Below are 24917 nucleotides of genomic sequence, written 5' to 3' on the forward strand. Positions count from 1 at the left end.
TTAAAGTACTATATAAGTAATTATTGAAAATATAACTAAAGCTATAAATGACGTTAAATACATTATTTTATTTGTTCTTAATATATCTTCAGCTTCTAACTCTCTATCTTTATCCCCTATAGTAGGTTTATAAACCTTTTCTCCAAAGTACATGTTTGTTCCTCCTAGTTGTACTTCTAGAGCACCTGCTACTGAACCTTCTGCATATGCGCAATTTGGACTTTTGTGGTTTTTTCTATCTCTCATAGCTATTTTGATACTTTTTTTAGAATTAAATCCTAACATAAAACTTGCTATCATCATGAAAAATGGTGTTATTCTAGCGGGTATAAAGTTTGCTATATCATCAATCTTTGCAGATGCAAATCCTATGTCTCCATACTTTTCATTTTTATATCCCACCATTGAGTCTAACGTATTTATAGCTTTATAAGCCATTGCAAGAACAGGTCCTCCGATAAAGCCATACATCATAGGTGAGATTATTCCATCTACTGTATTTTCTGCTACAGTTTCTACAGTAGCTCTTATTATTTCATTTTCATTTAAACTAGTTGTATCTCTCCCAACTATATAAGATAGTTGTTTTCTAGATTTTTCAATATCTCCAGTTTTTAAAACTTTATATATTTTTTTTGCTTCATCAGCTAAACATTTTGTTGATAATGTTGTATATAATATTATCGATGCTATAATTACATAAAAAATATTATTTATGCAAAGTAAATTCAGAATTAAATTTGTTACTAATGCTGTAAATCCTACTGTTGTAGCCCAAAGTAGGAATCCCCCTATTTTCAATTGTTTTTTTGATTTGAAAATTATTCTTATTTTTCCTTCTGTAAATCTTATAAGATTTCCAATAAATCTAACCGGATGTGGAAAAGAATATGGATCTCCTATAACCAAATCCAGTAAATACGCTATAACCATTACTAAAATTATTAATTTACTCATTTCTATCACCTATAAATTTTATTATTGAATCTAAATTATTATAAAAATGAGTATGTAAATATGTAGCTAATGTATTCCCTTTTGAATATCCTCCATCCCATTCATCTACAATTTTATTGCCTCTTTTTTTAATCATTTTATAAGCACAGTTTTCATCACTTTTAAATTCTGAGTGATGGAACTCATGACCTTTTATAATCTCTCCTTCATTCGAAAGAATTGTTTCTTCCTTAGCTATCCCATCACAGTATCCGAATCTTTTAAGTGAACTTGTCATTTCACTAGTTCCTTTAAATATTCCTACCATATTATAAATATTTTCATCTGAATCTTTCAGCTTTTCCCCTAAATACATAAGGCCACCACATTCAGCATATATAGGTATATTTTTTTCATGTGCATTTTTTATAGATAATCTCATACTTTCATTTAAATACAACTCTTTTGCAAATATTTCAGGAAATCCGCCTCCAATGTATATACAGTCTGCTTCAGGAACCTTCTTATCATTAAGAGGACTAAATTTAACAATTTCAACCCCCATATGTTCTAATAGTTCTATATTTTCTCTATAGTAAAAATTAAATGCTTTATCATAAGCTATAGCTACTTTTTTGTTTTCAAACCTTGGTAAATCTTTTAAATCAAATTTACTTTTTACTGATTCACTTTCTGAAATTTCAATTAGTCTATCTATATCTATGTATTTTTCTATCTCATCTCCTAAATCACTAAATTTTTCTTTTAAAGATTCCATTTCAACACTTGGAATTAAACCTAAGTGCCTAGACTCTAAAGAAAATTTTTCATTAGGTGGGAAATAACCTAATACTTCAGTATTACAATATTTTTCTATAGCTCCTTTTATAAGTTCATAATGACCTTTCGTTTTTACATTGTTTACTACTACACCTTTTATATTTACATTTTTATCTAATTCTTTATATCCAAGAACCATAGCTGCTGCTGAAGAAGACATAGCCTTTCCATTTATAACTAATATAACTGGAGCCTTTAATAATTTAGAAGTATATGAACTTGTACATGCATCTAAGTCTATACCAAATCCATCATATAATCCCATAACCCCCTCTATTACCGATATATCAGCTTCCTTTGATGCTTCATTTACTATATATTTAATTTTTTCATCTTCCAACATATATGAATCTAAATTTCTTGAGTCTCTCCCAGTTATGAATGTGTGATACGATGGATCTATATAATCTGGCCCTACTTTATACGGTTGAACTTTTAAGCCTCTTTTAGTTAGCGCTTGCATTATTCCCAGTGAAATAGTAGTTTTTCCAACTCCACTATTTGTTCCTGCTATCAATATTTTTTTCATATTATCACCTAACCATTTATAATCTCATATATTTTTTCCATATCTAAACATTCTCTTAGTATTTTTGCTAACTTGTCATACTCTTTATTTTTAAATTCTTCAAACGAAGTTATAGAACTTTGATTTTCTTCTAATCCTTTGCTCTTCCTTATTGAATTTAATATTTCTCTTGTAAAACTAGCATCATCAAAAATACCGTGAATGTACGTTCCAACTACATTTCCTTCTTCATTTATACATCCCTCTTGATATGAAACATTATCTTCTAACTTTTTAGTTATTGTCAGTAGTGATTTTCCTTTTATCTCGGTTTCACCCATATGTATTTCATATCCCTTTACACTAATATCGCTTAATGAATTTAAGTATCCATTTAAATCTTTATTTATAATAGCTTCAACTTGAGTTGTAACTTTTTCTTTTTCAAATTTAGTTTCTATATCTAAAAGTCCGATTCCATCAATCTCTTTTATAGATCCCTCTATACCTTCCGGGTCATATAATTTATTACCTAAAAGCTGATATCCTCCACAAATCCCGAATATTAATTTACCTTGTTTCTGTAAATCTTTTATTTGCTTCTCTAATCCACTTTCTCTTATATAAATTAAATCTTCTATTGTATTTTTACTCCCCGGTATTATCACCATATCTGGGTCTGATAAAGACTCCCCTTTTTCTATGTATCTAATACTTACATCTTCTTGTATCTCTAACATATGCATATCTGTAAAATTTGACATGTACGGTGTTCTTATTATCTCTATATTCACATCATTCTTTTTAAATTGTTTTTTAAATCTATCTGTTACACTGTCTTCATCTTCTATATTTAAATCACTATATGGAACTACTCCTAAGACAGGAACTTTTATAATATCTTCTAGCATATCGATTCCCGATTGTAAAAGTTCTACAGTCCCTCTAAATTTATTAATGATAACACCTTTAACTCTTTCTCGTTCTTTTTCTTCTAATAAAATCATTGTTCCAGCTATAGATGCAAACACTCCCCCTCTATCTATATCAGCAACTAATACTACAGGTGCATCTGCAATTTCTGCCATTCCCATATTAGCAATATCTCTATCTTTTAAATTGATTTCTGCACAACTTCCTGCTCCTTCTAGAACAATTACATCGTACTCATCGCTCAAGTCTTTATAAGTTTGTTTTAGCATTAAGGCCAGGTCTTCTTTATAATCGTGATATATACTAGAACTTACGTTATCAAGAACCTTTCCATTTACTATTACCTGACATCTATTTTTACCTGATGGTTTTAATAAAATTGGATTCATTCTAACATCAGGTTCAATTCCAGCTGCCTCAGCCTGAGTAACTTGTGCTCTCCCCATTTCTAATCCATCTTTTGTTATGTATGAATTTAATGCCATGTTTTGAGATTTAAAAGGTGCTACACTATATCCATCTTGTTTTAGTATTCTACATAACCCAGCGGCCAAAGTACTTTTACCCACATTAGAAGCTGTTCCTAAAAACATTAATGATTTACTCATAATAAAAGTTTCCTTTCCAATTTGTATTGTTTTTCAAAACCTATAATTTCCTTAATTGCAAAAAAAGATCTATCCAGAATGGATAGATCTTAAAAAAGTATATACTTAACCAATTTTAAAATCCTTCACCCCGAAGACTTTATTTCCATAAACTAGGCAGGTCTCCTGACTCAGCTTCATCCTAGTCCTATTCCTTCCCGTAAAATCACAGTGGTGTCTAATAGTTTCGTCAGCATTACAGTAGCGGGGGCTGCAAAGGATTCTAACCTTTTTCCCTATTAATCTTTAATGAAGAACCTAATTTATGTCTATTTTTATGATATTTTTATATATGTTTGTGTACGTATTTATGTTAAATATAAAGTATTATTTAGTGTATGAATTACAGAAAATCCATCTACTATGTCTATAATACTAACTGATGCATTATCTATTTTAAAATTCCAGTGATACTCATGTGTATTTCCAATTAAATAAGAAATGATATTTCTTATTGTTCCTGCATGAGCGCATATCAAAATGGTTTTATCTTTATTACAATCCAATATATAACTTATTTCTTTGCAAACTCTGTTATAAGAATCTACTAAACTTTCCCCATTTGGATATTTGTATTCAAATCCATTTTTAATTATTTTTTCAAATTCTTCTCGGAAATTATTTTTTATATATTGAAAGTTCATTCCTTCAAAATCTCCAAAACTAATTTCTCTAAGATTCTCACTCTCAACAATGTCTAATTTTTTAGATTTAGCTATATCCTTTATCGTATTCTTAGTTCTAGTAGATGTAGTTGTATATATACAATCAATATTTTCTTTTTCTAAAAATTTATTTAGCTTAAGTATTTGTTGTTTACCTAAATTACTTAATTCACTATCTATATGTCCAGATAAGTTTCCATCTATGTTATCCTTTGTTGTAGCATGTCTTACTAGTATAAGCTTTGACATAATCTCACCTCTTATTTTAATCCAAATGTCAAATATATAAATATTAAATATACAACCTCGACAAGTTCGGATGTACATCCAAGTATATCTCCTGTTATTCCATCTATTTTTGAATATATATACTTAACAAAACATCTAGTAAATATAATCATAACTGGCATAAATGCTATTACTTTTATTATACTTACTGCATCTAAATTAAATAATACTGAACCTATAAATGCTACTAATATTGCTGTATATGCTATACCAATTAAAATCATATTTAAAGTTGGCTTTCCTATAAAAACATTCCCCATACCATTTTTTCTTGGTGTTACACTTTTATAAGAAGCTATTACAATAGCCATTCTTGCAAATACAGGCATAAATATTAAGTTATATAAATTTCCTGATTCTACAATAGAATACACCAACCCAAGTTTCATAAGAATCAAAAACAATACTGATAACATTGCATTAGTTCCCAATCTTGAATCTTTCATTATTTCTAATATTTTTTCTTTATCTCTGTAGCTATATATGCCATCAAATGTATCCCCTACTCCATCTAAATGCAATCCTCCTGTTAATACAACAGTTGCTATTAATATATTTACAGATGTTATATAACTATCAAATACTAAACTTGATACTAGTCCAACTATAAAGTATAAAATTCCAAGCACAAATCCTACTAAAGGAAAGTAGTACATAGTTTTATGAAATTCATCATCAAATCCTATATCGACTCTAATTGGAATTCTAGTTAAAAACTGTAATATTCCTATAAATCTTTTCATATTACTGCTCCTTAATTTTCATAGGTATACCACTTACAACAAAGTAAACTTCATCAGCACATTTAGCTATATACTGATTTATCCTACCTACTATATCAGAATATACTCTACAAAGTTTATTATCAGGCACTAAACTCATACCTAACTCATTAGTTACTATTACAAAATATAAATCTGTCTTTTTAATTTCATTTATTAGCATTTCAATTTGCTGTTTTATATACTTCTCCATCTCATTAGTCTCTTCTGGCGTGCATTTATCAAAATCTATTCCATAGTCAAATATTAAATTATTAACTAATAGTGTTACACAATCCAAAATAACAGTTTGATGTTTATTTTCTAAATTATTTATTATCGAATATATATCTTTAAAAATTTCATAAGTTTCCCAATTACTCGGTCTACTCTCTTTATGTTTTTTAACTCTATCTTTCATCTCCTCATCAAAAGGAGTAGAAGTTGCTATATATGCTGTTGAATTTTCTCTACTTATACATAAACTTTCTGCAAAACTACTTTTTCCAGATCTAGATCCACCAGTAACTAAAATTAACTTACTCATAAATTTCACCTTCTTATTTTCCTATGTCTACTTCATCAGTTGTTGCCATATTTTTATATGCATAATTTGCAGCTTCTATAATATTGAAGGCTAATGCTGAACCACTTCCTTCACCTAATCTCATATCCATATTAAGCATAGGATTTAACTTTAATATTTCTAAAGCCTTAGCTGCTCCTGCTTCTGCTGATGTATGTGATGCTATCATATACTCTTTAACCATAGGATTTATAGTGTATGCTATTAAAGCTGCTGCATATGATATAAACCCATCAATAACTATTGGAGTTCTATTAGCCGCACAAGCTAAAATCACGCCTGCCATTCCCCCTATTTCAAAACCTCCAACTTTAGATAATATATCAACTCCATCTAATTTATCTGGTTTATTTAATTCAATTGCTTTTCTTATCGTATTAGCTTTATGGGCTACTCTATCTTTTTTAAGTCCTGCTCCTATTCCCGTAACATCTATAGGATCACAATCAGCTATAACAGAAACTATAGCGCTACTTGGAGTAGTATTACAAATTCCCATTTCTCCTATTCCTATAAGGTTATATCCTTTTTCTATGCTCTCATTTGCTACTTTTATACCTATTTCTAAACATCTAATGGCTTCTTCCCTAGTCATAGCTGACCCTTTTGCCATATTAGAAGTTCCTTTTCTAATCTTATAATCTATAACTCCATCTAATTTTTCATCTGTATTTATTCCTAAGTCAATTGCAATAACATCAGAATTTACAAATTTAGATATAGCTCCTACTCCACATACCCCTTTAGTAAAGTTCGGAAATTGAAGTCTCGTTATTTTCTGAGGGTCTGGTGCTACACCTTCTTCATATACTCCATGATCTCCTGCAAAAGCAATCACTATTTTTTTATCTGTATCAAAATATTTTTTTTCAGTTATTCCTGCTATTTGTATACATATATCTTCTAATTTTCCTAAGCTTCCCACAGGTTTAATTAATTTATCTAATCTATCTTTCGCTACATTCATATGTAATTCACTTAATGGCTTTATGTTGTTTATCGTCTGTTCTAAAGTTTTCATGACTACCTCCTTAAATTACAATAAAAAAAGACTTAACTCAAGAGTTAAGTCTTTAAATATGTCATAAAAATATTTTAAGATTTAAATTCTTCACCCCGAGAACCTAGTTATATAATATACTAGGCAGGTCTCCTGACTTAGCTTCTTCCTTGCTCTAACCTTCCCGTAATTTTAACAGTGGTAAATAGAGTTCGTCTGCATCACAGTAGCGGGGACTGTAGAGGGATTACACCTCTTTCCCTATTAATCTTAAATGTAAGAACCTATATATATTTAAGTTATTTAATTTTATTTTATTGATATTATGTATAAAAAATTTCCCCACATACAACTAATTCTACATTAGTGTACATAAATCCTTTATTTTTTAATTTTAAATATAAAAAAAGATTACGTGGCTACGTCCTACTCTCCCAGGCAGCTTCCCACCAAGTACCATCGGCGCTAAAGAGCTTAACTTCTGTGTTCGGAATGGGAACAGGTGTATCCTCTTTGCTATAATAACCACATAATCTTTATGGAGCTAGTGATAGGAATCGAACCTACAACCTGCTGATTACAAGTCAGCTGCTCTACCGTTGAGCCACACTAGCAACTAAGTTTTAATGCTTTGAAAACTGAATAACATTTGTAAGATTAAATAATCTTGGTCAAGTCCTCGATCTATTAGTATCGGTAAGCTACATACATTGCTGCACTTACACCTCCGACCTATCAACCAGGTAGTCTTCCTGGGATCTTACCCTTACGGTGGGAAATCTTATCTTGAAGTTGGCTTCGCGCTTAGATGCTTTCAGCGCTTATCCATTCCGTACATAGCTACCCAGCCATGCCCTTGGCAGAACAACTGGTACACCAGAGGTACGTCCATCCCGGTCCTCTCGTACTAAGGACAGGTCTCCTCAAATTTCCTACGCCTGCGACGGATAGGGACCGAACTGTCTCACGACGTTCTGAACCCAGCTCGCGTACCACTTTAATGGGCGAACAGCCCAACCCTTGGGACCTACTACAGCCCCAGGATGTGATGAGCCGACATCGAGGTGCCAAACCTCCCCGTCGATGTGGACTCTTGGGGGAGATAAGCCTGTTATCCCCAGGGTAGCTTTTATCCGTTGAGCGATGGCCCTTCCATGCGGAACCACCGGATCACTAAGTCCGACTTTCGTCCTTGCTCGACCTGTATGTCTTGCAATCAAGCTCTCTTCTGCCTTTACACTCTACGCACGATTTCCGACCGTGCTGAGAGAACCTTTGAGCGCCTCCGTTACTCTTTGGGAGGCGACCGCCCCAGTCAAACTGCCCACCTGACAGTGTCCCAATACCTGATTCAAGGTATCTGGTTAGAATCTCAGTACTACAAGGGTGGTATCCCAAGGATAGCTCCACCGAGACTGGCGTCCCGATTTCATAGCCTCCCACCTATCCTGTACATGTAGCACCAAAATTCAATGTCAAGCTACAGTAAAGCTCCATGGGGTCTTTCCGTCCTGTCGCAGGTACCCGGCATCTTCACCGGGATTACAATTTCACCGAGTCTGTTGTTGAGACAGTGCCCAAATCGTTACGCCTTTCGTGCGGGTCGGAACTTACCCGACAAGGAATTTCGCTACCTTAGGACCGTTATAGTTACGGCCGCCGTTTACTGGGGCTTAAGTTCACTGCTTCGGATAAATCCTAACAGATCCCCTTAACCTTCCAGCACCGGGCAGGCGTCAGCTCCTATACATCGTCTTGCGACTTAGCAGAAACCTGTGTTTTTGGTAAACAGTCGCTTGGGCCTATTCTCTGCGGCCACCTCGGGCGTTAACCCTAACGTGGCACCCCTTCTCCCTAAGTTACGGGGTCATTTTGCCGAGTTCCTTAACAACAGTTCTCTCGCTGGCCTTAGGATACTCTCCTCACCCACCTGTGTCGGTTTGCGGTACGGGCACCTTTAATCTCGATAGAAACTTTTCTCGACAGTGTGAAATCAGCTACTTCGCTACTTAATTTCGCTCCCCATCGTACCCCAGCATTATCATGGCGGATTTGCCTGCCTTGACTGCCTCAGTACTTAGCCACACATAACCAACAGTGTGGTTAGCTTATCCTACTGTGTCATTCCATCTCTCAAACGATTATTGGTGGTACAGGAATCTCAACCTGTTGTCCATCACCTACGCCTTTCGGCCTCGGCTTAGGTCCCGACTAACCCAGGGCGGACGAACCTTCCCCTGGAAACCTTGGGTTTACGGCCCGTGGGATTCTCACCCACGTCTCGCTACTCATGCCAACATTCTCACTCCTATACTGTCCACACGTCCTTACGGTCATGCTTCAGCCTGCATAGGAAGCTCCCCTACCTATCATAAATGATATCGTAGCTTCGGTAGTAAGTTTTAGCCCCGGTAATCTTCGGCGCAGGATCACTCGACCAGTGAGCTATTACGCACTCTTTAAATGAGTGGCTGCTTCTAAGCCAACATCCTGGTTGTCTATGCAATCCCACATCCTTTACCACTTAACTTACATTTAGGGACCTTAGCTGACGATCTGGGCTGTTGCCCTCTCGACTATGAATCTTATTACCCACAGTCTGACTCCCAAGTATAAAATAACGGCATTCGGAGTTTGATAATCTTCGGTAAGCGCAATGCCCCCTAGGATATTCAGTGCTCTACCTCCGTATTTCTCAACCTTGAGGCTAGCCCTAAAGCTATTTCGGGGAGAACCAGCTATCTCCGAGCTCGATTGGAATTTCACCGCTATCCACAAGTCATCCCCGAGCTTTTCAACGCTCGTGGGTTCGGACCTCCACGAAATTTTACTTTCGCTTCATCCTGCTCATGGATAGGTCGCTCGGTTTCGGGTCTACGACAGCAAACTTAACGCCCATTTAAGACTCGCTTTCACTACGGCTCCATACCTTAAGTACTTAACCTAGCTTACTATCGTAACTCGTTGGCCCGTTCTACAAAAAGTACGCGGTCACACATATAAAGTGCTTCCACAGCTTGTAAGCGCAGGGTTTCAGGTTCTATTTCACTCCCCTCCCGGGGTTCTTTTCACCTTTCCCTCACGGTACTATGCGCTATCGGTCACTAAGTAGTATTTAGCCTTGGAGGATGGTCCCTCCTGCTTCCCACAGGGTTTCACGTGTCCCGTGGTACTCTGGATCACATCTAAAGTCTTCTCGTTTCAACTACGTGGCTATTACACTTTATAGCGGAGCTTTCCAACTCTCTTCGTTTACGATACCTCTTTGTTGATGATGTGTCCGCAACCCCAGCGAAGAAAACTTCACTGGTTTGGGCTATTCCGCGTTCGCTCGCCGCTACTTACGGAATCGAATTTCTTTCTTTTCCTCCGGGTACTTAGATGTTTCAGTTCCCCGGGTTCCCCTCACTAAGCTATGTATTCACTTAATGATACTTAGACATTACTCTAAGTGAGTTTCCTCATTCGGAAATCTTCGGATCAAAGTTTACGTGCAACTCCCCGAAGCTTATCGCAGCTTATCGCGTCCTTCATCGGCTCTTAGTGCCAAGGCATCCGCCCTGCGCCCTTAATAACTTGACCAGTTATTAAAAGTGTTATTTTTTAAAGAGTTTTCTTCTCTTATAATTGGTTTATTTAATCATCACTAAATGTTATGCAGTTTTCAAAGTACTAATTTTGAGAACAATAAGCTCTCAAAATTAAACAGTAGGTAATTACTCCTTAGAAAGGAGGTGATCCAGCCGCACCTTCCGATACGGCTACCTTGTTACGACTTCACCCCAGTCATTGGTTTCACCTTCGACGGCCGCTTCCTAAAAGGTTAGCTAACCGGCTTCGGGCGCCCCCAACTTCCATGGTGTGACGGGCGGTGTGTACAAGACCCGGGAACGCATTCACCGCAGCATTCTGATCTGCGATTACTAGTAACTCCAGCTTCATGTAGGCGAGTTTCAGCCTACAATCCGAACTGAGAATGGCTTTAAGGGATTAGCTCCACCTCGCGGCTTGGCAACCCTCTGTACCACCCATTGTAGCACGTGTGTAGCCCTAAGCATAAGGGGCATGATGATTTGACGTCATCCCCACCTTCCTCCGAGTTATCCTCGGCAGTCCCTCTAGAGTGCCCAACTTAATGCTGGCAACTAAAGGCAAGGGTTGCGCTCGTTGCGGGACTTAACCCAACATCTCACGACACGAGCTGACGACAACCATGCACCACCTGTCACCACTGTCCCCGAAGGGAAATCTCCGATTAGGGAGAGGTCAGTGGGATGTCAAGCTTAGGTAAGGTTCTTCGCGTTGCTTCGAATTAAACCACATGCTCCGCTACTTGTGCGGGTCCCCGTCAATTCCTTTGAGTTTCACTCTTGCGAGCGTACTTCCCAGGCGGAGTACTTAATGCGTTAGCTGCGGCACCGAGGGGGGTAACCCCCGACACCTAGTACTCATCGTTTACGGCGTGGACTACCAGGGTATCTAATCCTGTTTGCTCCCCACGCTTTCGTGCCTCAGTGTCAGTTACAGTCCAGAGAGCCGCCTTCGCTACTGGTATTCCTCCTAATATCTACGCATTTCACCGCTACACTAGGAATTCTACTCTCCTCTCCTGCACTCAAGTTCTCTAGTTTCAAAAGCTTACTACGGTTGAGCCGTAGCCTTTCACTTCTGACTTAAAAAACCACCTACGCACCCTTTACGCCCAGTAATTCCGGATAACGCTAGCCCCCTACGTATTACCGCGGCTGCTGGCACGTAGTTAGCCGGGGCTTCCTCCTCAAGTACCGTCATTATCTTCCTTGAGGACAGAGCTTTACGACCCGAAGGCCTTCATCGCTCACGCGGCGTTGCTGCATCAGGCTTTCGCCCATTGTGCAATATTCCCCACTGCTGCCTCCCGTAGGAGTCTGGACCGTGTCTCAGTTCCAGTGTGGCCGATCACCCTCTCAGGTCGGCTACTGATCGTTGCCTTGGTAAGCCATTACCTTACCAACTAGCTAATCAGACGCGGGTCCATCCTGTACCGCCGGAGCTTTGATACAAAAGCCATGCGACTTTCGTATTTTATCCCGTATTAGTATACCTTTCGGTATGTTATCCGTGTGTACAGGGCAGGTTACCCACGCGTTACTCACCCGTCCGCCGCTCTCTCCGAAGAGATCGCTCGACTTGCATGTGTTAGGCACGCCGCCAGCGTTCATCCTGAGCCAGGATCAAACTCTCAAATATAATTTAAAAAGTTGTCCATCGCTCAGCTAATCATTATCTGAATATCTGGCTTGGTTGTTTGTGTTTAATTCTTTAAAAAAGAATTTTTATAATTAACCTACTGTTTAATTTTCAAAGTTCATTTTTTCTTTTGTGTTTCGTCCGTTTCTTAAGGACAAGTAATACTTTATCACCATTTTAAAACAACGTCAACACTTTTTTTAAATTTTTTTACGCTTAAATAAATTACAATTACAAAAAAAATCATAAATGTCCTATGAAAGTTAGTTATACCAATGTATCATCTTATTATGAGCGTAAAAATATTTTGAGCAACGGACAAAGTCGTTTGAGTAACGGGACACGAGCTTGCCGAGTGGACGTTGACGACATGAAATTTGAGCGAAATGAGCGAAGCGAATTTTTTATTTAATATTCAGCAGATTTAACATAAAATTCAGAATAAATATGTTAAAATATTTTAAACAGATATATATTGGACATAATTATGAATACAATAATGTATCATTCTAATTAAGGAGGGATTGCGTTGGGTACGTACCTTAGAGAACCCGTAAGTGGTTTTACTCATTTAGCAGGAGCTATACTTTCATTTGTTGGATTACTAGCATTAGTTATAAAAACAACAATTACTAGTCCTACTATAGTAAATCTAACTGCGGTTATAATATTCGGTATAAGTATGATGCTTTTATACTCTGCATCTGCAACATACCATTTGGTAGTTTCATCTGAAAAAGTAATTAAGTTTTTAAGAAAGCTTGATCACTCTATGATTTTCATTTTAATAGCAGGTTCATATACGCCATTTTGCTTAATTGCTTTAAACGGAGCTAAAGGATTCACTCTTTTCGCTGTAGTATCTGGAATAGCTGTTGCGGGTGTCTTATTTAAAATGCTTTGGTTTAATTGCCCTAGATGGCTATCTACTTCTATATATATAGGAATGGGATGGATATCTATTTTTATAATAGGACCTTTATCTAAAGCAATATCGCCTCAAGGAGTTTTTTATTTAGCTCTTGGTGGAGTATTCTACACTATAGGTGGAATAATATATGGAGTTAAACCTAAATGTCTTGATTTTAAATATTTAGGTTTTCATGATATTTTCCATATATTCGTTATGTTAGGAAGCCTAACTCATTTTTATTGTGTATTTAAATATGTAATATAAATAAAAAGCCCTGCTTACATCATAGGTAAGTAGGGCTTTTTTAATTTTATTTAAGGTTTTTAAAATCTTCTACCGTCGGCTCTATACATTCTCTATAATTTCTTTTATGTCTAAATTCACTAAGTTCTCTGTATATTTTTACACGAGCTAAGTTTATATCTCCTAATGGTCTATGTTCCACACTGCAATGCCCTGGCGAGAAAGATAACTTTTCTCCCAGTTCACTTCTAGTATCTGTTATAAACCATTGTCTTGGAATTATTATTTTACCAATTTTAATAAGAGGTGACTCTTCTTCATCCCATTCAATAGATGAATCATTTATAGGCATAGACTTCGAATTCGTTTGAATTTGGATATAAAATTCAAAACTAGCTTCATTATCAATTAAATGTTTTTGCATATTTTCTGAAAGATAGTTGTATGTAAGTCTTTTAGGTAATTCACTTTTATATTTCGAATTTGGTTTCACACAAAACTTAACTATTTTATTTTTATAAGCATATGGAGTCGTACTAAAATAGCTTACATCTAGCGGACTTGTTTGGTTTGATCTTCCTTCTATAAGGTCTTTAATTATATTTAATTTATCTGATTTATATAAACTATACATCAAAGCAATTGGATTCTTTTTTTTAACCATATAATATATAGAATCTCTGAATAGAGGTAATGTTCCTATAGGCATAGTTGGTATAGTAAGCATAACAAAATCCTGAGTCATTTTTTCATCATCTATTAATTTATCACCACTTACTCCAATTAATTTAATAGCCATGCCTCTAATATCTTTACTCTTATCACTTTTAACCTTATTTCCACCACTAGAAAATCTTATAAAACAATTATATTTTTTTCCAGATTGAAAAACTTCTGTTTCTAAATCTTTATTTAAATCATCATCTACAATAAATGTTCCTTTTAATACCCCTAGCCCTTTTGGATGTGCATCTCTTTTTGTAAATCCCTTTTCATAATCCTTAACTAACTTTGCCTTTAAAATTTCAATAATTTCATTTGTCATTTCATTATTATCCCGACTTCCCATCGCTAACCCCTCCAGACCTTTTAAACTATCTATTATCCTGCCCAAATATTAAGGATAATAAAACAACAGGCATAAATTTATAAATTTATGCCTGTTCACTATTATCTAAATTTATTTCATAACTCTCATTGCATTTAGTACAGCTATTAAAGCAACACCTACATCTGCAAATATAGCTTCCCACATAGTTGCTACTCCACCTGCTCCTAATATTAACACTATTACTTTAACACCTAAAGCAAATACAATATTTTGCCATACTATTTTATTAGTCTTCTTAGCAATTTTGATAGCTTTAACAATATTGCTAGGTTCATCTGTCATAAGAACAACATCTGCAGCTTCAATTGCTGCATCAGATCCTAATCCTCCCATTGCAATACCTACATCTGCTCTAGCAAGAACAGGAGCATCATTTATACCATCTCCAACAAATGCAATTTTTTCATTTTCTTGTCTTCCATCATATAATGCTTCTAACTTATCAACTTTATCTGTTGGAAGTAAATTCGAATAAACCTTGTCTAAGCCTAATTTTTCAGATATATCATTAGCTACTGCCTGATTATCCCCTGTTAACATAACAGTTTCTTTAATTCCTATATTTTTAAGTCCTTCTATACAAGCTTTAGAATCATCCTTAACTGTATCAGATATTACTATATATCCTCTATATCTTTTATTAACAGCTATATATACAACTGTACCTACTTCATTAGCTTTTGAAAAGAATATATTTTCACTTAGCATTAATTTTTCATTTCCAGCTAATATATGCTCTCCTTCATAGTCCACTTTAATTCCATGTGCTGCTATTTCTTCATAGTTATTTATTTTATCTAAATCTACATTTTCTTTATAATGTTTAACTATAGATTTCGCTATAGGATGATTTGAATTTACTTCTGCAATAGCTGCATATTTTAGCAATTCATCTTCACTTATACCTACAGGTTTTATATAAGTTACATCAAATACACCTTTTGTAAGAGTTCCTGTTTTATCAAACACAACTGTATCTACATTTCTTAAAGCTTCTAAATAACTGCTTCCTTTTATAAGAATTCCTTGTTTTGATGCATATCCAATTCCACTGAAGAAACTTAATGGTATAGATAAAACAAGTGCACAAGGGCAAGAAACAACTAAGAATATAAGCCCTCTATAAAACCAATCGTTAAATGATGCTCCCGGTATAATAACCGGTGGAACTATAGCAATTAAAAGAGCTGATATAACAACTATCGGCGTATAATATTTAGAAAATCTAGTTATAAAGTTTTCTGTTTTAGATTTTTTAGCACTTGCATTTTCTACTAAGTCTAAAATTTTAGAAACCGTAGACTCTTCAAACTCTTTTTGAACAGATATAGTTAAAACTGCATTTTTATTTATAAACCCAGATAAAACATCTTCTCCCTTACCAACCTCTCTAAGTAAAGATTCTCCAGTTAATGCAGATGTGTCTACCATACTAAATCCGTCAACTATAACACCATCTAAAGGTATTTTTTCACCTGGTTTAACTACTATTACATCTCCGACTTCTACATCGTAAGGCGATACCTCTTTTATTTCAGATCCTATTTTTAGGTTAGCATAATCTGGTCTAATTTCCATAAGAGAAGCGATAGACTTTCTAGATTTTCCAACAGCTTTAGCTTGTAAGAATTCTCCTAATTTATAAAACACCATAACTCCTACAGCTTCTGCTGACTCTCCTATAGCTAATGCACCTACTGTAGCTATTGACATTAAAAAGTTTTCATCAAAAATTTGTCCTTTTCCTATGTTCTTAATAGCTTTTAATAATACATCTGAACCAACTATTAAGTATGCAACTACGAAAACTACAGTACTAAAACTTGACTCTTTACCTGTAGCAATTTCGTATATTCCAAATATATAAACTAAAATTCCAATTACAAGTTTAATTAAATCTTTTTTATCATTTTCTACTGGTGCTGCTTCTTTTTTACTTTCAGTAACTTTCTTCTCTTTGTATTGTATATCTAGTCCTGGTTCCGTTGAATTTATAATGTCTATTACCTTATCCATAGTTTCCTTTGAATTTGATGTAGAAACTAAATTAACTGTTAAAACCTTGTTGATAAAGTTAAGATTAGCACTTTCTACTTCCGTTAACTTATCCACTTTTTCACAGATTACTTCTGCACAATGTGCACAATTCAATCCATTTAGAACTAATTCTTTCTTTTTACCCTTAGTCTTTTCTTCTTTTACCTTAATATTTAAACCTGGCTCTGTATCATCTATTATTTTTATTATTTTGTTTATTGCTTCATCTTGATTAAATTCAGAATCTATATTTACTGTTAGTACTTTGTTTATAAAGTTTAAATTGGCTGAATCTACTTCTTGTAATTTATTTACTTTTTCATTTATAACTTCTGCGCAATGTGCACAATTTAAACCGTCTAGTACTATTTCTCTTTTTTTGATAGCACTTGTACTCATAATATCCCCTTCCTTTTTAATTGATTTATTTATTGTAAGTCTCTTGAATATGAGATAATCCGCAGTTAAAGATCTGACTTATATGGTTATCATCTAGAGAATAGTAAACTACCTTACCTTCTTTTCTAAATTTAACTAATCTTGCTTGTTTTAAAACTCTTAATTGATGTGATATTGCAGAGTGTGTCATTCCTAATAAATCAGCTATATCACATACACACATTTCACTTGAAAATAAAGCGTATAAAATTTTTATTCTTGTTGTATCTCCAAATACTTTAAAAAGCTCTGCTAAATCATATAAAGTTTCTTCTTGAGGCATATGATCCTTAGCTTTACATATTAGTTCTTCATGTATCTCTTCACAAGAACAGTCTTTAATTTCTTCTATGTCATATTTCATTTATATTTCCTCCTCAATATTATATATACAAATATATGAATAATTGTTCATATATAATATTATAGAACTCTACTTATTTTTTTGCAACAATTATATAAATTTATTTTTTAATGCACATAATAATAGTTTTTTTATTATATATATATAATAAAGTGTTTTCAGAAGTAAGATTCGAAAGTCTTTTATTTAGGAGGTTATTAACTTATGAATTTCGATGGTTATATGAACCCTATGTTTTCTGACATGGATAATAAATATATATATCCTATGCCTTATGTTAATCCTATGATATATATGAACCCTTACATGATGAATCAACCTAATTGTCAAAATACTAAAAAACAACCTAGTACTGATAATCAAGCTGATCAGTTACAAAATCCTTATCAAAATAATCCTATGATGTATATGAACCCTTATATGATGAATCCTATGATGAGTGGTGGTATAGATCCTAATATGCTTATGCAAATGTACATGCAAATGATGCAGATGATGCAAATGATGGGTTGTATGCCGAATATGAATCCTATGGGAAATCCTGGTATGGATAACTTGATGCAGGATTCTATGGGAGGAGGCTATCCAGATCCTTCAAAACAACAAATGGGTGGTATGCCTATGATGATGCCTATGATGGGTTGTATGCCTGGTATGCCCGGCATGCCTAATATAAACATAGAAGAATTCGATGAAGAGGAAATGTAAATTTATAATAAGGGAAATTTTTTTAAATTTTATGTATAAAGTTTAAAGATTGAGCTAATACTATTAATGTATTCCTCATAATATTCCCCCAATATTATAAATACAAGAAAAAAGCCCTAGAGTTTACTAGGGCTTTTTTTATGTTTATTCTATTTATTAACAACGCCTTTTACAATCTTTAATATATCTGTCGCAATTTCAACGTTAGATTTTACACTTTCTTTCGCTACTATAAAGTCTGCAGTTGTATCTGTTATAACTTCTGTAACATCTTTTAAATTATCACTTATCTCACTAAAATTATCTGCTACTTCCGGTAATCTATTGATTGTAGTAGTTATGTTTTGAGAATTAGAAGAAATTAAATTCATTATATTTTTTATAAATTCATTTAAATTCTTTAATGTAAATATCAGGTATAAAATTGCTATACATCCTAATACAGCTAATACAAAATATATTGCATTTATATCTATATACATATTAAGCTCCTTGTGTTTCGCTTTGTTCTAGCTTAATAACATCTTCATTTTCTATCTCTTCATTTTCATTTAAATTTTTCTTACTTTGTAAGTACTCTTTTATTTTATTCTTAGATTCTTGGAAATTTGCTTTTCCATTGTTTAATTTCTCATTTACTTTAACTTTTGCCTGTTGAGACTTTTCATTTACAGTAGTTGCAACTTTTTGAGATTTATCTTTTAAATCTAATCTAGTTTCTTTCCCTGACTTAGGTGCTAATAATATTCCACCTAGTGCTCCAGCTGTAACACCTGCTGCTACTCCTACTGTAGCTATTTTCATTTTTTTATTTCTTTCTGCTACTTTTTTTGCTCTTCTTTTTTGTTCTATTTTTTTTGCTAAACTCATCTTAACCCCTCCTATAATTTTTAATAATCACTTTATACCCAAATTATAAGATTTATAACCTTTGTTGTCAATTTTTGCTAAATTAATCTAAGAAATCATAAAAATCTTCAGATTCAGACTCAACAAAATCATATAGAACATTTTGTTCAAAAAATATTTCTTCTTCTAATGTTACATAATTTTTAAAGTTACATTGTATTAATTTATTTATATACAGTCTATCTTTTTCATTGTATGTCGCAACAAAAAATTTATCGTTCATTTGATAATATAGTGCACTTAAATCATTGTTTATTACATAAATTTCTTTTTTTACATGATTATTATCAAAATTAAATCTTGTAAATAACATTCCTAAATCAAGTTCACTTTTTAATACAAATGGATTTAGTTTATAAAATTTATCTAAGAACTCTGTTTTATCTTTTAAATCATATATAGCTATATATTCTGGCTTTGATATTTCATCAAATACTTCAAAGTCATAAATATCAGCTTTATCTGTAAACATTAGAGAATCTATTTTATATTCATCTTTTTTGTAAGTTATATGGAAAGCTAACTTGCAAGTGTAATATCCGTCACTATCTTCATATAAAACATCACATAAATACATACCATCCTCTTTTTTAGTAACTTTATTCTTTAAAAGAGCTCCATTAATATTTGTTATATGCATTTCTGAAATTTTTTCATTATTAGAAAAGTATTTTAAACTATCTTTATCCCATGCAATAAATCTCATAGTCATGTAATTGATAAATTCTATATCATTATCAACTTTTTTACATATTTTTGGATACAAATCAAATATATTAATTTTCGATTCATATTTATCTATGAAGTCTATATATTCTTCAATGTTACCAGGTAATTCTTTTTCCCAATAATATGTTTTTTTACCATAGTAATTGACTAAGCTAAGAGCTTCTTCTTCTGTAAGTTGAATTCTATCAGCTCCTAGTCCTCCCATTAATCGCTCTTGCTCTCTATTTAATTCTTCATACGAAGCGTTTCTTAAACTTACATAGTCCGCTATTCCTAACCCTTCTGCATCTATTAAAAAATACTGATACACAATGTCATCATTATCTTCCCATCCAATTATAAGTCCCATACTTCCCATAAGTCTTGAATTCGTAACCTTTGCAAAAATGAAATCCATTTTATCAAACATCCTTCCTTGAACCTGTTTATTTTCAATCCAAATCTATAATAAACCCTATTGATATATTCAGTTTATATAATAACAATATACCCATTTAAAAATTAATTTTAAATTATTTCTTATATTTTTACAACTATATGCTAAATTTATAATATAATAGATAAAAGAAAAATCGCATTAATTGAGGTGATATATATGAAAAAAACTGCAGCTTTCTTTGATATAGATGGGACTCTGTATAGAGATTCTCTAATGGTTGAGCACTTCAAGAAACTAATACGCTATGAAATCGTAGATGAAAAGGTATGGTTAACTAATGCTAGAGATACATTTGTTAACTGGGACAAGAGACAGGGAAACTATGATGATTATTTATTTGAGGTTTGTGATATATATGTTGAATCTCTAAAAGGTTTAGACTTATGTTCTATACATTTTACTAGTAATCAAGTTATAAAGTTAAAATCTGATAGAGTTTATAAATATACTCGTTCTCAAATAAAATGGCATTTAGACCAAGGTCACATTGTAATATTCATTTCTGGAAGTCCGGATTTCTTAGTTTCTAAAATGGCAACTAAATATAATGCTACTGACTTCATAGGTAGTACTTACGTCTTTGAAGACGGTAAATTTAATGGAGAAGTGATTCCTATGTGGGACTCAGCTAGTAAAAATGTAGCTATCAATGACTTTGTTGAAAAGTATAATATTGATTTATCTAAATCATATGCATATGGAGATACAAATGGAGATATAAATATGCTTAGAAGAGTAGGTAATCCTGTTGCTATAAATCCTACTAAAGAACTTCTTCACCAAATAAGTAATGATGAAAATATAAAGGATATATCTAAAATAATAATAGAGAGAAAAGATTTAGTTTACCAACTACCTGCATCTGTCGATGTTCTAGATATATAATTTTAGGAGGTATTAATGACTTTAACAAATGATAGAAATTTTATGAAAAGTTTAGAAGATGATATAGAACATTTAAGTAAAACACTATACTTAGATAATCCTGATTTATGGTTAGATTTTTTAGAAAAATCAACAGATAAAGACTTTGATGAAATGTCTTTATTTTTCGCAGCTAAATATAATTATGTTTCGATTATAAAATTTGCTGTGGAGATAAATAATTTTAATTTAAATTCTAAATCTAAAAACATATCATTTAATTGTGTTAAAAACCATTTAATAGATATAGCTCGTTCTGAAAATTCAATAGACGTACTAGCTTATTTGTCTGACGAGGAAGTATCTGATATAGTAGATTCAGTCGATAAGCCTAATACTTTACATGAAAATGCAAAATTAACTATTTCGTATAACTGTCCTCATTGTAATTCTAATATATATGAGACAGGATACAAAGTTCTAATTTCTTCTAATTGCACATATTCAGCATATGATAGAAAAATTATTAGATCAAATCCAGAAGAATTAGATTACGTAACTTGCATTAACTGTAATAACAAAATAAATGATATTACACCTAAACAATTAGAAACTTTAACAACAGTAGAAAACTGTGGGACATGTGGATCTCACATACCTACAATAGGAATTTTAAAAGAAGTAAATTCAAACTTTAATAAATCAACTGGTGTTTTTGAGGATGCAAATTCTACATTTTGTTGCAAATCTTGCAGAAAACCTTTAGAAGATATCCAGTTAAGACATTTTAATCTAATTTAATTTAAAATTTCCCAGGAAATTTTAAAATCCCACTCTTTATATTTAAAAGAGTGGGATTTTTTATTTAAACTTAATTATTTTCTTAATCTTAATATCATAGTATTCAATAAATAGAGTATATACATAGTCATATATAATAAAACCTATTTCAAATCCAATTACAGTAAATAAGTTCATCGGTATGAATATAAACGCTTTGAGAATTATATACAGCAACACTGCAATTAGATTAGCAAAAGCTATTTTTAAAACTAGTGCTATATATACCCTTTGATTTTTTTCTATCAAATATTTTGCTAATCCATAAATTCCAAATGTAAATACATAAAAAATCCACTGGGCTTTATTTGGTATAATAAAGAAACTCAATAGAATCGATGCTATAGAGAATATTGCTCCATATTTTCCTCCATACTCTATTATTACTATAGAAACTATAAAAGAAGCTGCCCCCATAAAAAACAAAGTATTAATGGGAATTATGTTTGATAAAATTAATAAAATTATGTTTAAAGATAGCAAAATTCCAGTATATGCTATTTTTTTACTCATATCCATATCCTAACAACACTCTATAAAGTCACCACCAAAGCATTCGCATATACTATCTAGGCACCATAATTTCGTACAAACTTCACAGAAATCGTCTCCGCAGCAGCAACAATCATCACAACAGCAACAACAACAGCATCCATCTAAGCCATTATGTCTTCTTCTATTGTAATTGTGAGCTCTCCTATTATAGTTGTCATAGTTATTGTTATATCTTGTAATTGCATCTTCATAAACTTTATTTTCAGGTTCTATGCTTATAGCTTTTTTTAAGTATGATTCTCCTTGCTCGTAATAACCTAAATTTAAAGATGCTATTCCTATAAGATAATTCCAGCTAGCACTACTTTTATCAACTATAGATATTAATATGTCATATCCCTTTTGAAATTCTTTATTGCTTATAAATTCTTTTGCCAAGTTGAACTTTTCATTATAAGTAGGATTGTTGTACATTAACTTCACACCCTTTATTTAAAATATTTTTATATCTAAGATAAACACCTGAATAAACTATATTCTCTATAATGTTTATATTAGCTTTTATATGTAGATTATCTATAGACTGTGCTAAATATCCTAAGCTTATAGATATAAGTCTATCCACTTTTTGTTTTAGTTCTTCTTTTTTATCTATGTATTCAATAAAAGGATTATATCTTCCTTTTTTTATGTCTTTATCTAAATCCTCATAAGCATCTAATGTATATATATATTTACCTATATTAAATCCGATATTTCTTAAATCATCTCTATATTGATCGTCCTTGTAAGAAAAAATTTCCCCCATAAGGTTTCCAAATGTATTAGAAACTGCGTCTATGTTGGTGCTCTTTTCATCTTCTAGCTTTTTTAGATTTTCCAATTGTTGTTTTATATAATCTGCTTTTTCAGGATATTTATCATAAGCTTTTTTTAGCTTTCCTTTGTATATATTATAAGCCAGTATATCTTTGATTCCTTTATCATCATTTAAATTATCTTCTAACTTATAATAAGTTAAAAGTACATTCATGCTAGCAGCGTATTCTGTTATCTCATTAACTATTCTCATTTTTTTATTTATAGGGTTAGCTATACATACTTCTTTAGTTATGGTAGCTTTAGGCCTATAAACAGAAGTTAAAAGTAAGATTAAAAAAGTTATATCATAATTTAGAGACAGTCTAGATATCTCTCCATGATTTTCCTTTAAATACTTGCACAAACCACAATAATATCCCTTATATGTGTCAAACTCTCTAAATGTTAAATCCATCTTATTTATTCTAACATATCCAAACATTATTATCCTTTCTATATTTAAGAATTTAAATTCTATTAATATAATATCTTTTTCTTTATATAATATACATTTTTTACTATTATATCAATTGCTATAACGATTTAAATTAGGTAATTTCATAAATAAAAATAAGAAACTATTTAAAATTTTTTAGAATTCAAAATAGTTTCTTATATATAAACTATATATATTTTTCATTAATCTAATTCTCTTTCTCTTTATAAGGATCTAAATGTATCGTAACCCTAGTGTTATTCAGCTTTTCATTCATATCCTTTTTCAATCTTGTAATAATATCATGTCCTTCTTTTACTGTACAATTTGGATTGACTGTAATATGAAAATCTATATGTTTTATATTACCTGATTTTCTTGTTTTAAGTTTATGATAGTCTATAAATTCATTATCATGTGATTTTATAATACTTTTTATTTCTAATTCTTCACCTTCAGATAATCTTACATCTATTAAATTTTCAAAAGCATTTTTAGAAAGTTCCCATGCTTCCTTAATTATAAGCAATGCCACAAGTATGGCAACAATTGAGTCAAGCATTAAAATTCCAGTAATTTGTATAAGTAAAATTCCAATTGCTACCCCAAGCGATGTATATATATCTGTTTTTAAATGAAGAGCATCCGCTTCAAGTGCCATAGAATCTTCTTCTTTTGCAACTTTATACAATTCTTTAGATACAAAAAAATTAACTAATGCTGATATAATCATAACTGCAATCGCGATATATGATTGTTCTATCTCAACTGGAGTAAATATTTTTTTTACTGCTTCTTTAATAATTAGCCCAGCAGCTATAAATATCAATACACCTTCAAATAACCCAGAAATATTTTCTATTTTACCATGACCAAAGGGGTGGTTACGGTCTGCAGGCCTAACGGAATGTTTTACTGATAAAAGTGCTACTATAGATGCTATTAAATCCATACCAGAGTGGATTGCTTCTGATATAATACTCACTGAACCACTTAGAACTCCAGCTACAATTTTTAAAAATATCAGTGTTGTATTAGATAAAACTGATAAAAATGCAATTTTAATTCTTCTATCATCTCCAAACATAAAATTTTTCTCCTTTCACTAGTCCAAAAACAACTTAAATATTATTAGGA

21 protein-coding genes, 1 tRNA gene, 3 rRNA genes and 2 riboswitches are annotated in these 24917 nt (G+C 32.4%); of the genes, 4 read left to right on the top strand and 21 right to left on the bottom strand.

The window, feature by feature from the left end:
• The 11 genes from cbiB to ACN6I1_RS13155 all read right to left on the bottom strand — a co-directional run bounded on the left by cbiB (position 1) and on the right by ACN6I1_RS13155 (position 12393).
• On the bottom strand, positions 1-957 hold the full coding sequence (gene cbiB, locus ACN6I1_RS13105) for an adenosylcobinamide-phosphate synthase CbiB (RefSeq protein WP_419742169.1): 957 nt from the start codon (positions 955-957) through the stop codon (positions 1-3).
• Complete coding sequence (locus tag ACN6I1_RS13110; protein WP_419742170.1) at positions 950-2305, bottom strand: cobyrinate a,c-diamide synthase; 1356 nt, start codon at positions 2303-2305, stop codon at positions 950-952. Before ACN6I1_RS13110 ends, cbiB begins: the two co-directional genes overlap by 8 nt.
• An 8-nt stretch (positions 2306-2313) precedes the next feature.
• Positions 2314-3825, bottom strand: a complete 1512-nt coding sequence (locus ACN6I1_RS13115; protein WP_419742171.1) for a cobyric acid synthase — start codon at positions 3823-3825, stop codon at positions 2314-2316.
• A gap of 137 nt (positions 3826-3962) precedes the next feature.
• Positions 3963-4141, bottom strand: a riboswitch (cobalamin riboswitch).
• A gap of 31 nt (positions 4142-4172) precedes the next feature.
• On the bottom strand, positions 4173-4778 hold the full coding sequence (locus tag ACN6I1_RS13120) for a histidine phosphatase family protein (RefSeq protein WP_419742172.1): 606 nt from the start codon (positions 4776-4778) through the stop codon (positions 4173-4175).
• An 11-nt stretch (positions 4779-4789) separates the two neighbouring features.
• Positions 4790-5560 (bottom strand): adenosylcobinamide-GDP ribazoletransferase, encoded by a 771-nt coding sequence (gene cobS, locus ACN6I1_RS13125; protein ID WP_419742173.1) that lies wholly within the window; start codon positions 5558-5560, stop codon positions 4790-4792.
• Position 5561: 1 nt separating this feature from the next.
• Positions 5562-6125: a bifunctional adenosylcobinamide kinase/adenosylcobinamide-phosphate guanylyltransferase gene (gene cobU, locus ACN6I1_RS13130; RefSeq protein ID WP_419742174.1), complete on the bottom strand. Its 564-nt coding sequence runs from the start codon at positions 6123-6125 to the stop codon at positions 5562-5564.
• Positions 6126-6138: 13 nt separating this feature from the next.
• Positions 6139-7185 (bottom strand): nicotinate-nucleotide--dimethylbenzimidazole phosphoribosyltransferase, encoded by a 1047-nt coding sequence (gene cobT, locus ACN6I1_RS13135; RefSeq protein WP_419742175.1) that lies wholly within the window; start codon positions 7183-7185, stop codon positions 6139-6141.
• A gap of 104 nt (positions 7186-7289) precedes the next feature.
• Positions 7290-7467: riboswitch (cobalamin riboswitch) on the bottom strand.
• Positions 7468-7577: 110 nt separating this feature from the next.
• Positions 7578-7694: ribosomal RNA gene (rrf, locus tag ACN6I1_RS13140) — 5S ribosomal RNA — on the bottom strand.
• Positions 7695-7703: 9 nt separating this feature from the next.
• A tRNA-Thr gene (locus tag ACN6I1_RS13145) sits at positions 7704-7778 on the bottom strand.
• A 53-nt stretch (positions 7779-7831) separates the two neighbouring features.
• Positions 7832-10746: ribosomal RNA gene (locus ACN6I1_RS13150) — 23S ribosomal RNA — on the bottom strand.
• Positions 10747-10891: 145 nt separating this feature from the next.
• A 16S ribosomal RNA gene (locus ACN6I1_RS13155) occupies positions 10892-12393 on the bottom strand.
• The 16S, 23S and 5S rRNA genes sit together here with 1 tRNA gene alongside, the layout of an rRNA operon.
• 529 nt (positions 12394-12922) lie before the next feature.
• Here ACN6I1_RS13155 and trhA point away from each other — a divergent pair.
• Complete coding sequence (gene trhA / locus ACN6I1_RS13160) at positions 12923-13570, top strand: PAQR family membrane homeostasis protein TrhA (protein ID WP_025161316.1); 648 nt, start codon at positions 12923-12925, stop codon at positions 13568-13570.
• Between the two features lie 46 nt (positions 13571-13616).
• Here the strand turns inward: trhA and ACN6I1_RS13165 are convergent, their stop codons facing one another.
• The 3 genes from ACN6I1_RS13165 to ACN6I1_RS13175 form a co-directional block, all read right to left on the bottom strand.
• On the bottom strand, positions 13617-14618 hold the full coding sequence (locus ACN6I1_RS13165) for a catalase (RefSeq protein WP_419742176.1): 1002 nt from the start codon (positions 14616-14618) through the stop codon (positions 13617-13619).
• Positions 14619-14729: 111 nt separating this feature from the next.
• Entirely contained in the window at positions 14730-17096 is a 2367-nt protein-coding gene (locus ACN6I1_RS13170; RefSeq protein ID WP_419742177.1) for a heavy metal translocating P-type ATPase, read from the bottom strand.
• Between the two features lie 25 nt (positions 17097-17121).
• Complete coding sequence (locus ACN6I1_RS13175) at positions 17122-17499, bottom strand: ArsR/SmtB family transcription factor (RefSeq protein ID WP_021428286.1); 378 nt, start codon at positions 17497-17499, stop codon at positions 17122-17124.
• A gap of 204 nt (positions 17500-17703) precedes the next feature.
• On the opposite strand from ACN6I1_RS13175, the gene ACN6I1_RS13180 reads away from it, so the two are divergent.
• Complete coding sequence (locus ACN6I1_RS13180; protein ID WP_035117603.1) at positions 17704-18207, top strand: hypothetical protein; 504 nt, start codon at positions 17704-17706, stop codon at positions 18205-18207.
• Between the two features lie 149 nt (positions 18208-18356).
• Here the strand turns inward: ACN6I1_RS13180 and ACN6I1_RS13185 are convergent, their stop codons facing one another.
• The 3 genes from ACN6I1_RS13185 to ACN6I1_RS13195 all read right to left on the bottom strand — a co-directional run bounded on the left by ACN6I1_RS13185 (position 18357) and on the right by ACN6I1_RS13195 (position 20242).
• On the bottom strand, positions 18357-18689 hold the full coding sequence (locus ACN6I1_RS13185; protein ID WP_195947131.1) for a hypothetical protein: 333 nt from the start codon (positions 18687-18689) through the stop codon (positions 18357-18359).
• Between the two features lies 1 nt (position 18690).
• Positions 18691-19077: a YtxH domain-containing protein gene (locus tag ACN6I1_RS13190; protein WP_035117604.1), complete on the bottom strand. Its 387-nt coding sequence runs from the start codon at positions 19075-19077 to the stop codon at positions 18691-18693.
• 82 nt (positions 19078-19159) lie between these two features.
• Positions 19160-20242 carry a hypothetical protein gene (locus ACN6I1_RS13195; protein WP_053833248.1) on the bottom strand — a complete coding sequence of 361 codons (1083 nt, stop codon included), beginning with the start codon at positions 20240-20242 and terminating at the stop codon, positions 19160-19162.
• Between the two features lie 198 nt (positions 20243-20440).
• Between ACN6I1_RS13195 and ACN6I1_RS13200 the strand changes: the two genes are divergently transcribed.
• Together ACN6I1_RS13200 and ACN6I1_RS13205 are read left to right on the top strand one after the other, a co-directional pair.
• Positions 20441-21169, top strand: a complete 729-nt coding sequence (locus ACN6I1_RS13200; RefSeq protein WP_021428285.1) for an HAD family hydrolase — start codon at positions 20441-20443, stop codon at positions 21167-21169.
• 15 nt (positions 21170-21184) lie between these two features.
• Positions 21185-21949 carry a hypothetical protein gene (locus ACN6I1_RS13205; RefSeq protein ID WP_419742178.1) on the top strand — a complete coding sequence of 255 codons (765 nt, stop codon included), beginning with the start codon at positions 21185-21187 and terminating at the stop codon, positions 21947-21949.
• Positions 21950-22009: 60 nt separating this feature from the next.
• Here the strand turns inward: ACN6I1_RS13205 and ACN6I1_RS13210 are convergent, their stop codons facing one another.
• The 4 genes from ACN6I1_RS13210 to ACN6I1_RS13225 all read right to left on the bottom strand — a co-directional run bounded on the left by ACN6I1_RS13210 (position 22010) and on the right by ACN6I1_RS13225 (position 24867).
• Positions 22010-22501: a hypothetical protein gene (locus ACN6I1_RS13210; protein ID WP_419742179.1), complete on the bottom strand. Its 492-nt coding sequence runs from the start codon at positions 22499-22501 to the stop codon at positions 22010-22012.
• Between the two features lie 9 nt (positions 22502-22510).
• Positions 22511-22957 carry a 'four-disulfide core' protein gene (locus ACN6I1_RS13215; protein WP_035117608.1) on the bottom strand — a complete coding sequence of 149 codons (447 nt, stop codon included), beginning with the start codon at positions 22955-22957 and terminating at the stop codon, positions 22511-22513.
• On the bottom strand, positions 22935-23786 hold the full coding sequence (locus ACN6I1_RS13220) for a DUF5685 family protein (RefSeq protein WP_283595184.1): 852 nt from the start codon (positions 23784-23786) through the stop codon (positions 22935-22937). The genes ACN6I1_RS13215 and ACN6I1_RS13220 overlap by 23 nt, the downstream gene beginning before the upstream one ends.
• Before the next feature lie 202 nt (positions 23787-23988).
• A complete protein-coding gene (locus ACN6I1_RS13225) occupies positions 23989-24867 on the bottom strand; it encodes a cation diffusion facilitator family transporter (RefSeq protein WP_419742180.1) in 879 nt (292 codons plus the stop codon).
• Positions 24868-24917 lie beyond the last annotated feature (50 nt).

This window comes from Paraclostridium dentum (assembly GCF_048568265.1).
Classification (GTDB): Bacteria; Bacillota; Clostridia; order Peptostreptococcales; family Peptostreptococcaceae; genus Paraclostridium; species Paraclostridium dentum.

Coding starts and splice junctions, on each gene's coding strand:
- ACN6I1_RS13205 (WP_419742178.1), top strand. CDS start 21,185: ATGACTTTAACAAATGATAGAAATTTTATGAAAAGTTTAGAAGATGAT.
- ACN6I1_RS13120 (WP_419742172.1), bottom strand. CDS start 4,778: ATGTCAAAGCTTATACTAGTAAGACATGCTACAACAAAGGATAACATA.
- ACN6I1_RS13185 (WP_195947131.1), bottom strand. CDS start 18,689: ATGTATATAGATATAAATGCAATATATTTTGTATTAGCTGTATTAGGA.
- cobU (WP_419742174.1), bottom strand. CDS start 6,125: ATGAGTAAGTTAATTTTAGTTACTGGTGGATCTAGATCTGGAAAAAGT.
- ACN6I1_RS13190 (WP_035117604.1), bottom strand. CDS start 19,077: ATGAGTTTAGCAAAAAAAATAGAACAAAAAAGAAGAGCAAAAAAAGTA.
- ACN6I1_RS13165 (WP_419742176.1), bottom strand. CDS start 14,618: ATGGGAAGTCGGGATAATAATGAAATGACAAATGAAATTATTGAAATT.
- ACN6I1_RS13215 (WP_035117608.1), bottom strand. CDS start 22,957: ATGTACAACAATCCTACTTATAATGAAAAGTTCAACTTGGCAAAAGAA.
- ACN6I1_RS13115 (WP_419742171.1), bottom strand. CDS start 3,825: ATGAGTAAATCATTAATGTTTTTAGGAACAGCTTCTAATGTGGGTAAA.
- ACN6I1_RS13180 (WP_035117603.1), top strand. CDS start 17,704: ATGAATTTCGATGGTTATATGAACCCTATGTTTTCTGACATGGATAAT.
- cbiB (WP_419742169.1), bottom strand. CDS start 957: ATGAGTAAATTAATAATTTTAGTAATGGTTATAGCGTATTTACTGGAT.
- ACN6I1_RS13195 (WP_053833248.1), bottom strand. CDS start 20,242: ATGGATTTCATTTTTGCAAAGGTTACGAATTCAAGACTTATGGGAAGT.
- ACN6I1_RS13175 (WP_021428286.1), bottom strand. CDS start 17,499: ATGAAATATGACATAGAAGAAATTAAAGACTGTTCTTGTGAAGAGATA.
- cobT (WP_419742175.1), bottom strand. CDS start 7,185: ATGAAAACTTTAGAACAGACGATAAACAACATAAAGCCATTAAGTGAA.
- ACN6I1_RS13110 (WP_419742170.1), bottom strand. CDS start 2,305: ATGAAAAAAATATTGATAGCAGGAACAAATAGTGGAGTTGGAAAAACT.
- cobS (WP_419742173.1), bottom strand. CDS start 5,560: ATGAAAAGATTTATAGGAATATTACAGTTTTTAACTAGAATTCCAATT.
- ACN6I1_RS13210 (WP_419742179.1), bottom strand. CDS start 22,501: ATGAGTAAAAAAATAGCATATACTGGAATTTTGCTATCTTTAAACATA.
- ACN6I1_RS13220 (WP_283595184.1), bottom strand. CDS start 23,786: ATGTTTGGATATGTTAGAATAAATAAGATGGATTTAACATTTAGAGAG.
- ACN6I1_RS13200 (WP_021428285.1), top strand. CDS start 20,441: ATGAAAAAAACTGCAGCTTTCTTTGATATAGATGGGACTCTGTATAGA.
- ACN6I1_RS13170 (WP_419742177.1), bottom strand. CDS start 17,096: ATGAGTACAAGTGCTATCAAAAAAAGAGAAATAGTACTAGACGGTTTA.
- ACN6I1_RS13225 (WP_419742180.1), bottom strand. CDS start 24,867: ATGTTTGGAGATGATAGAAGAATTAAAATTGCATTTTTATCAGTTTTA.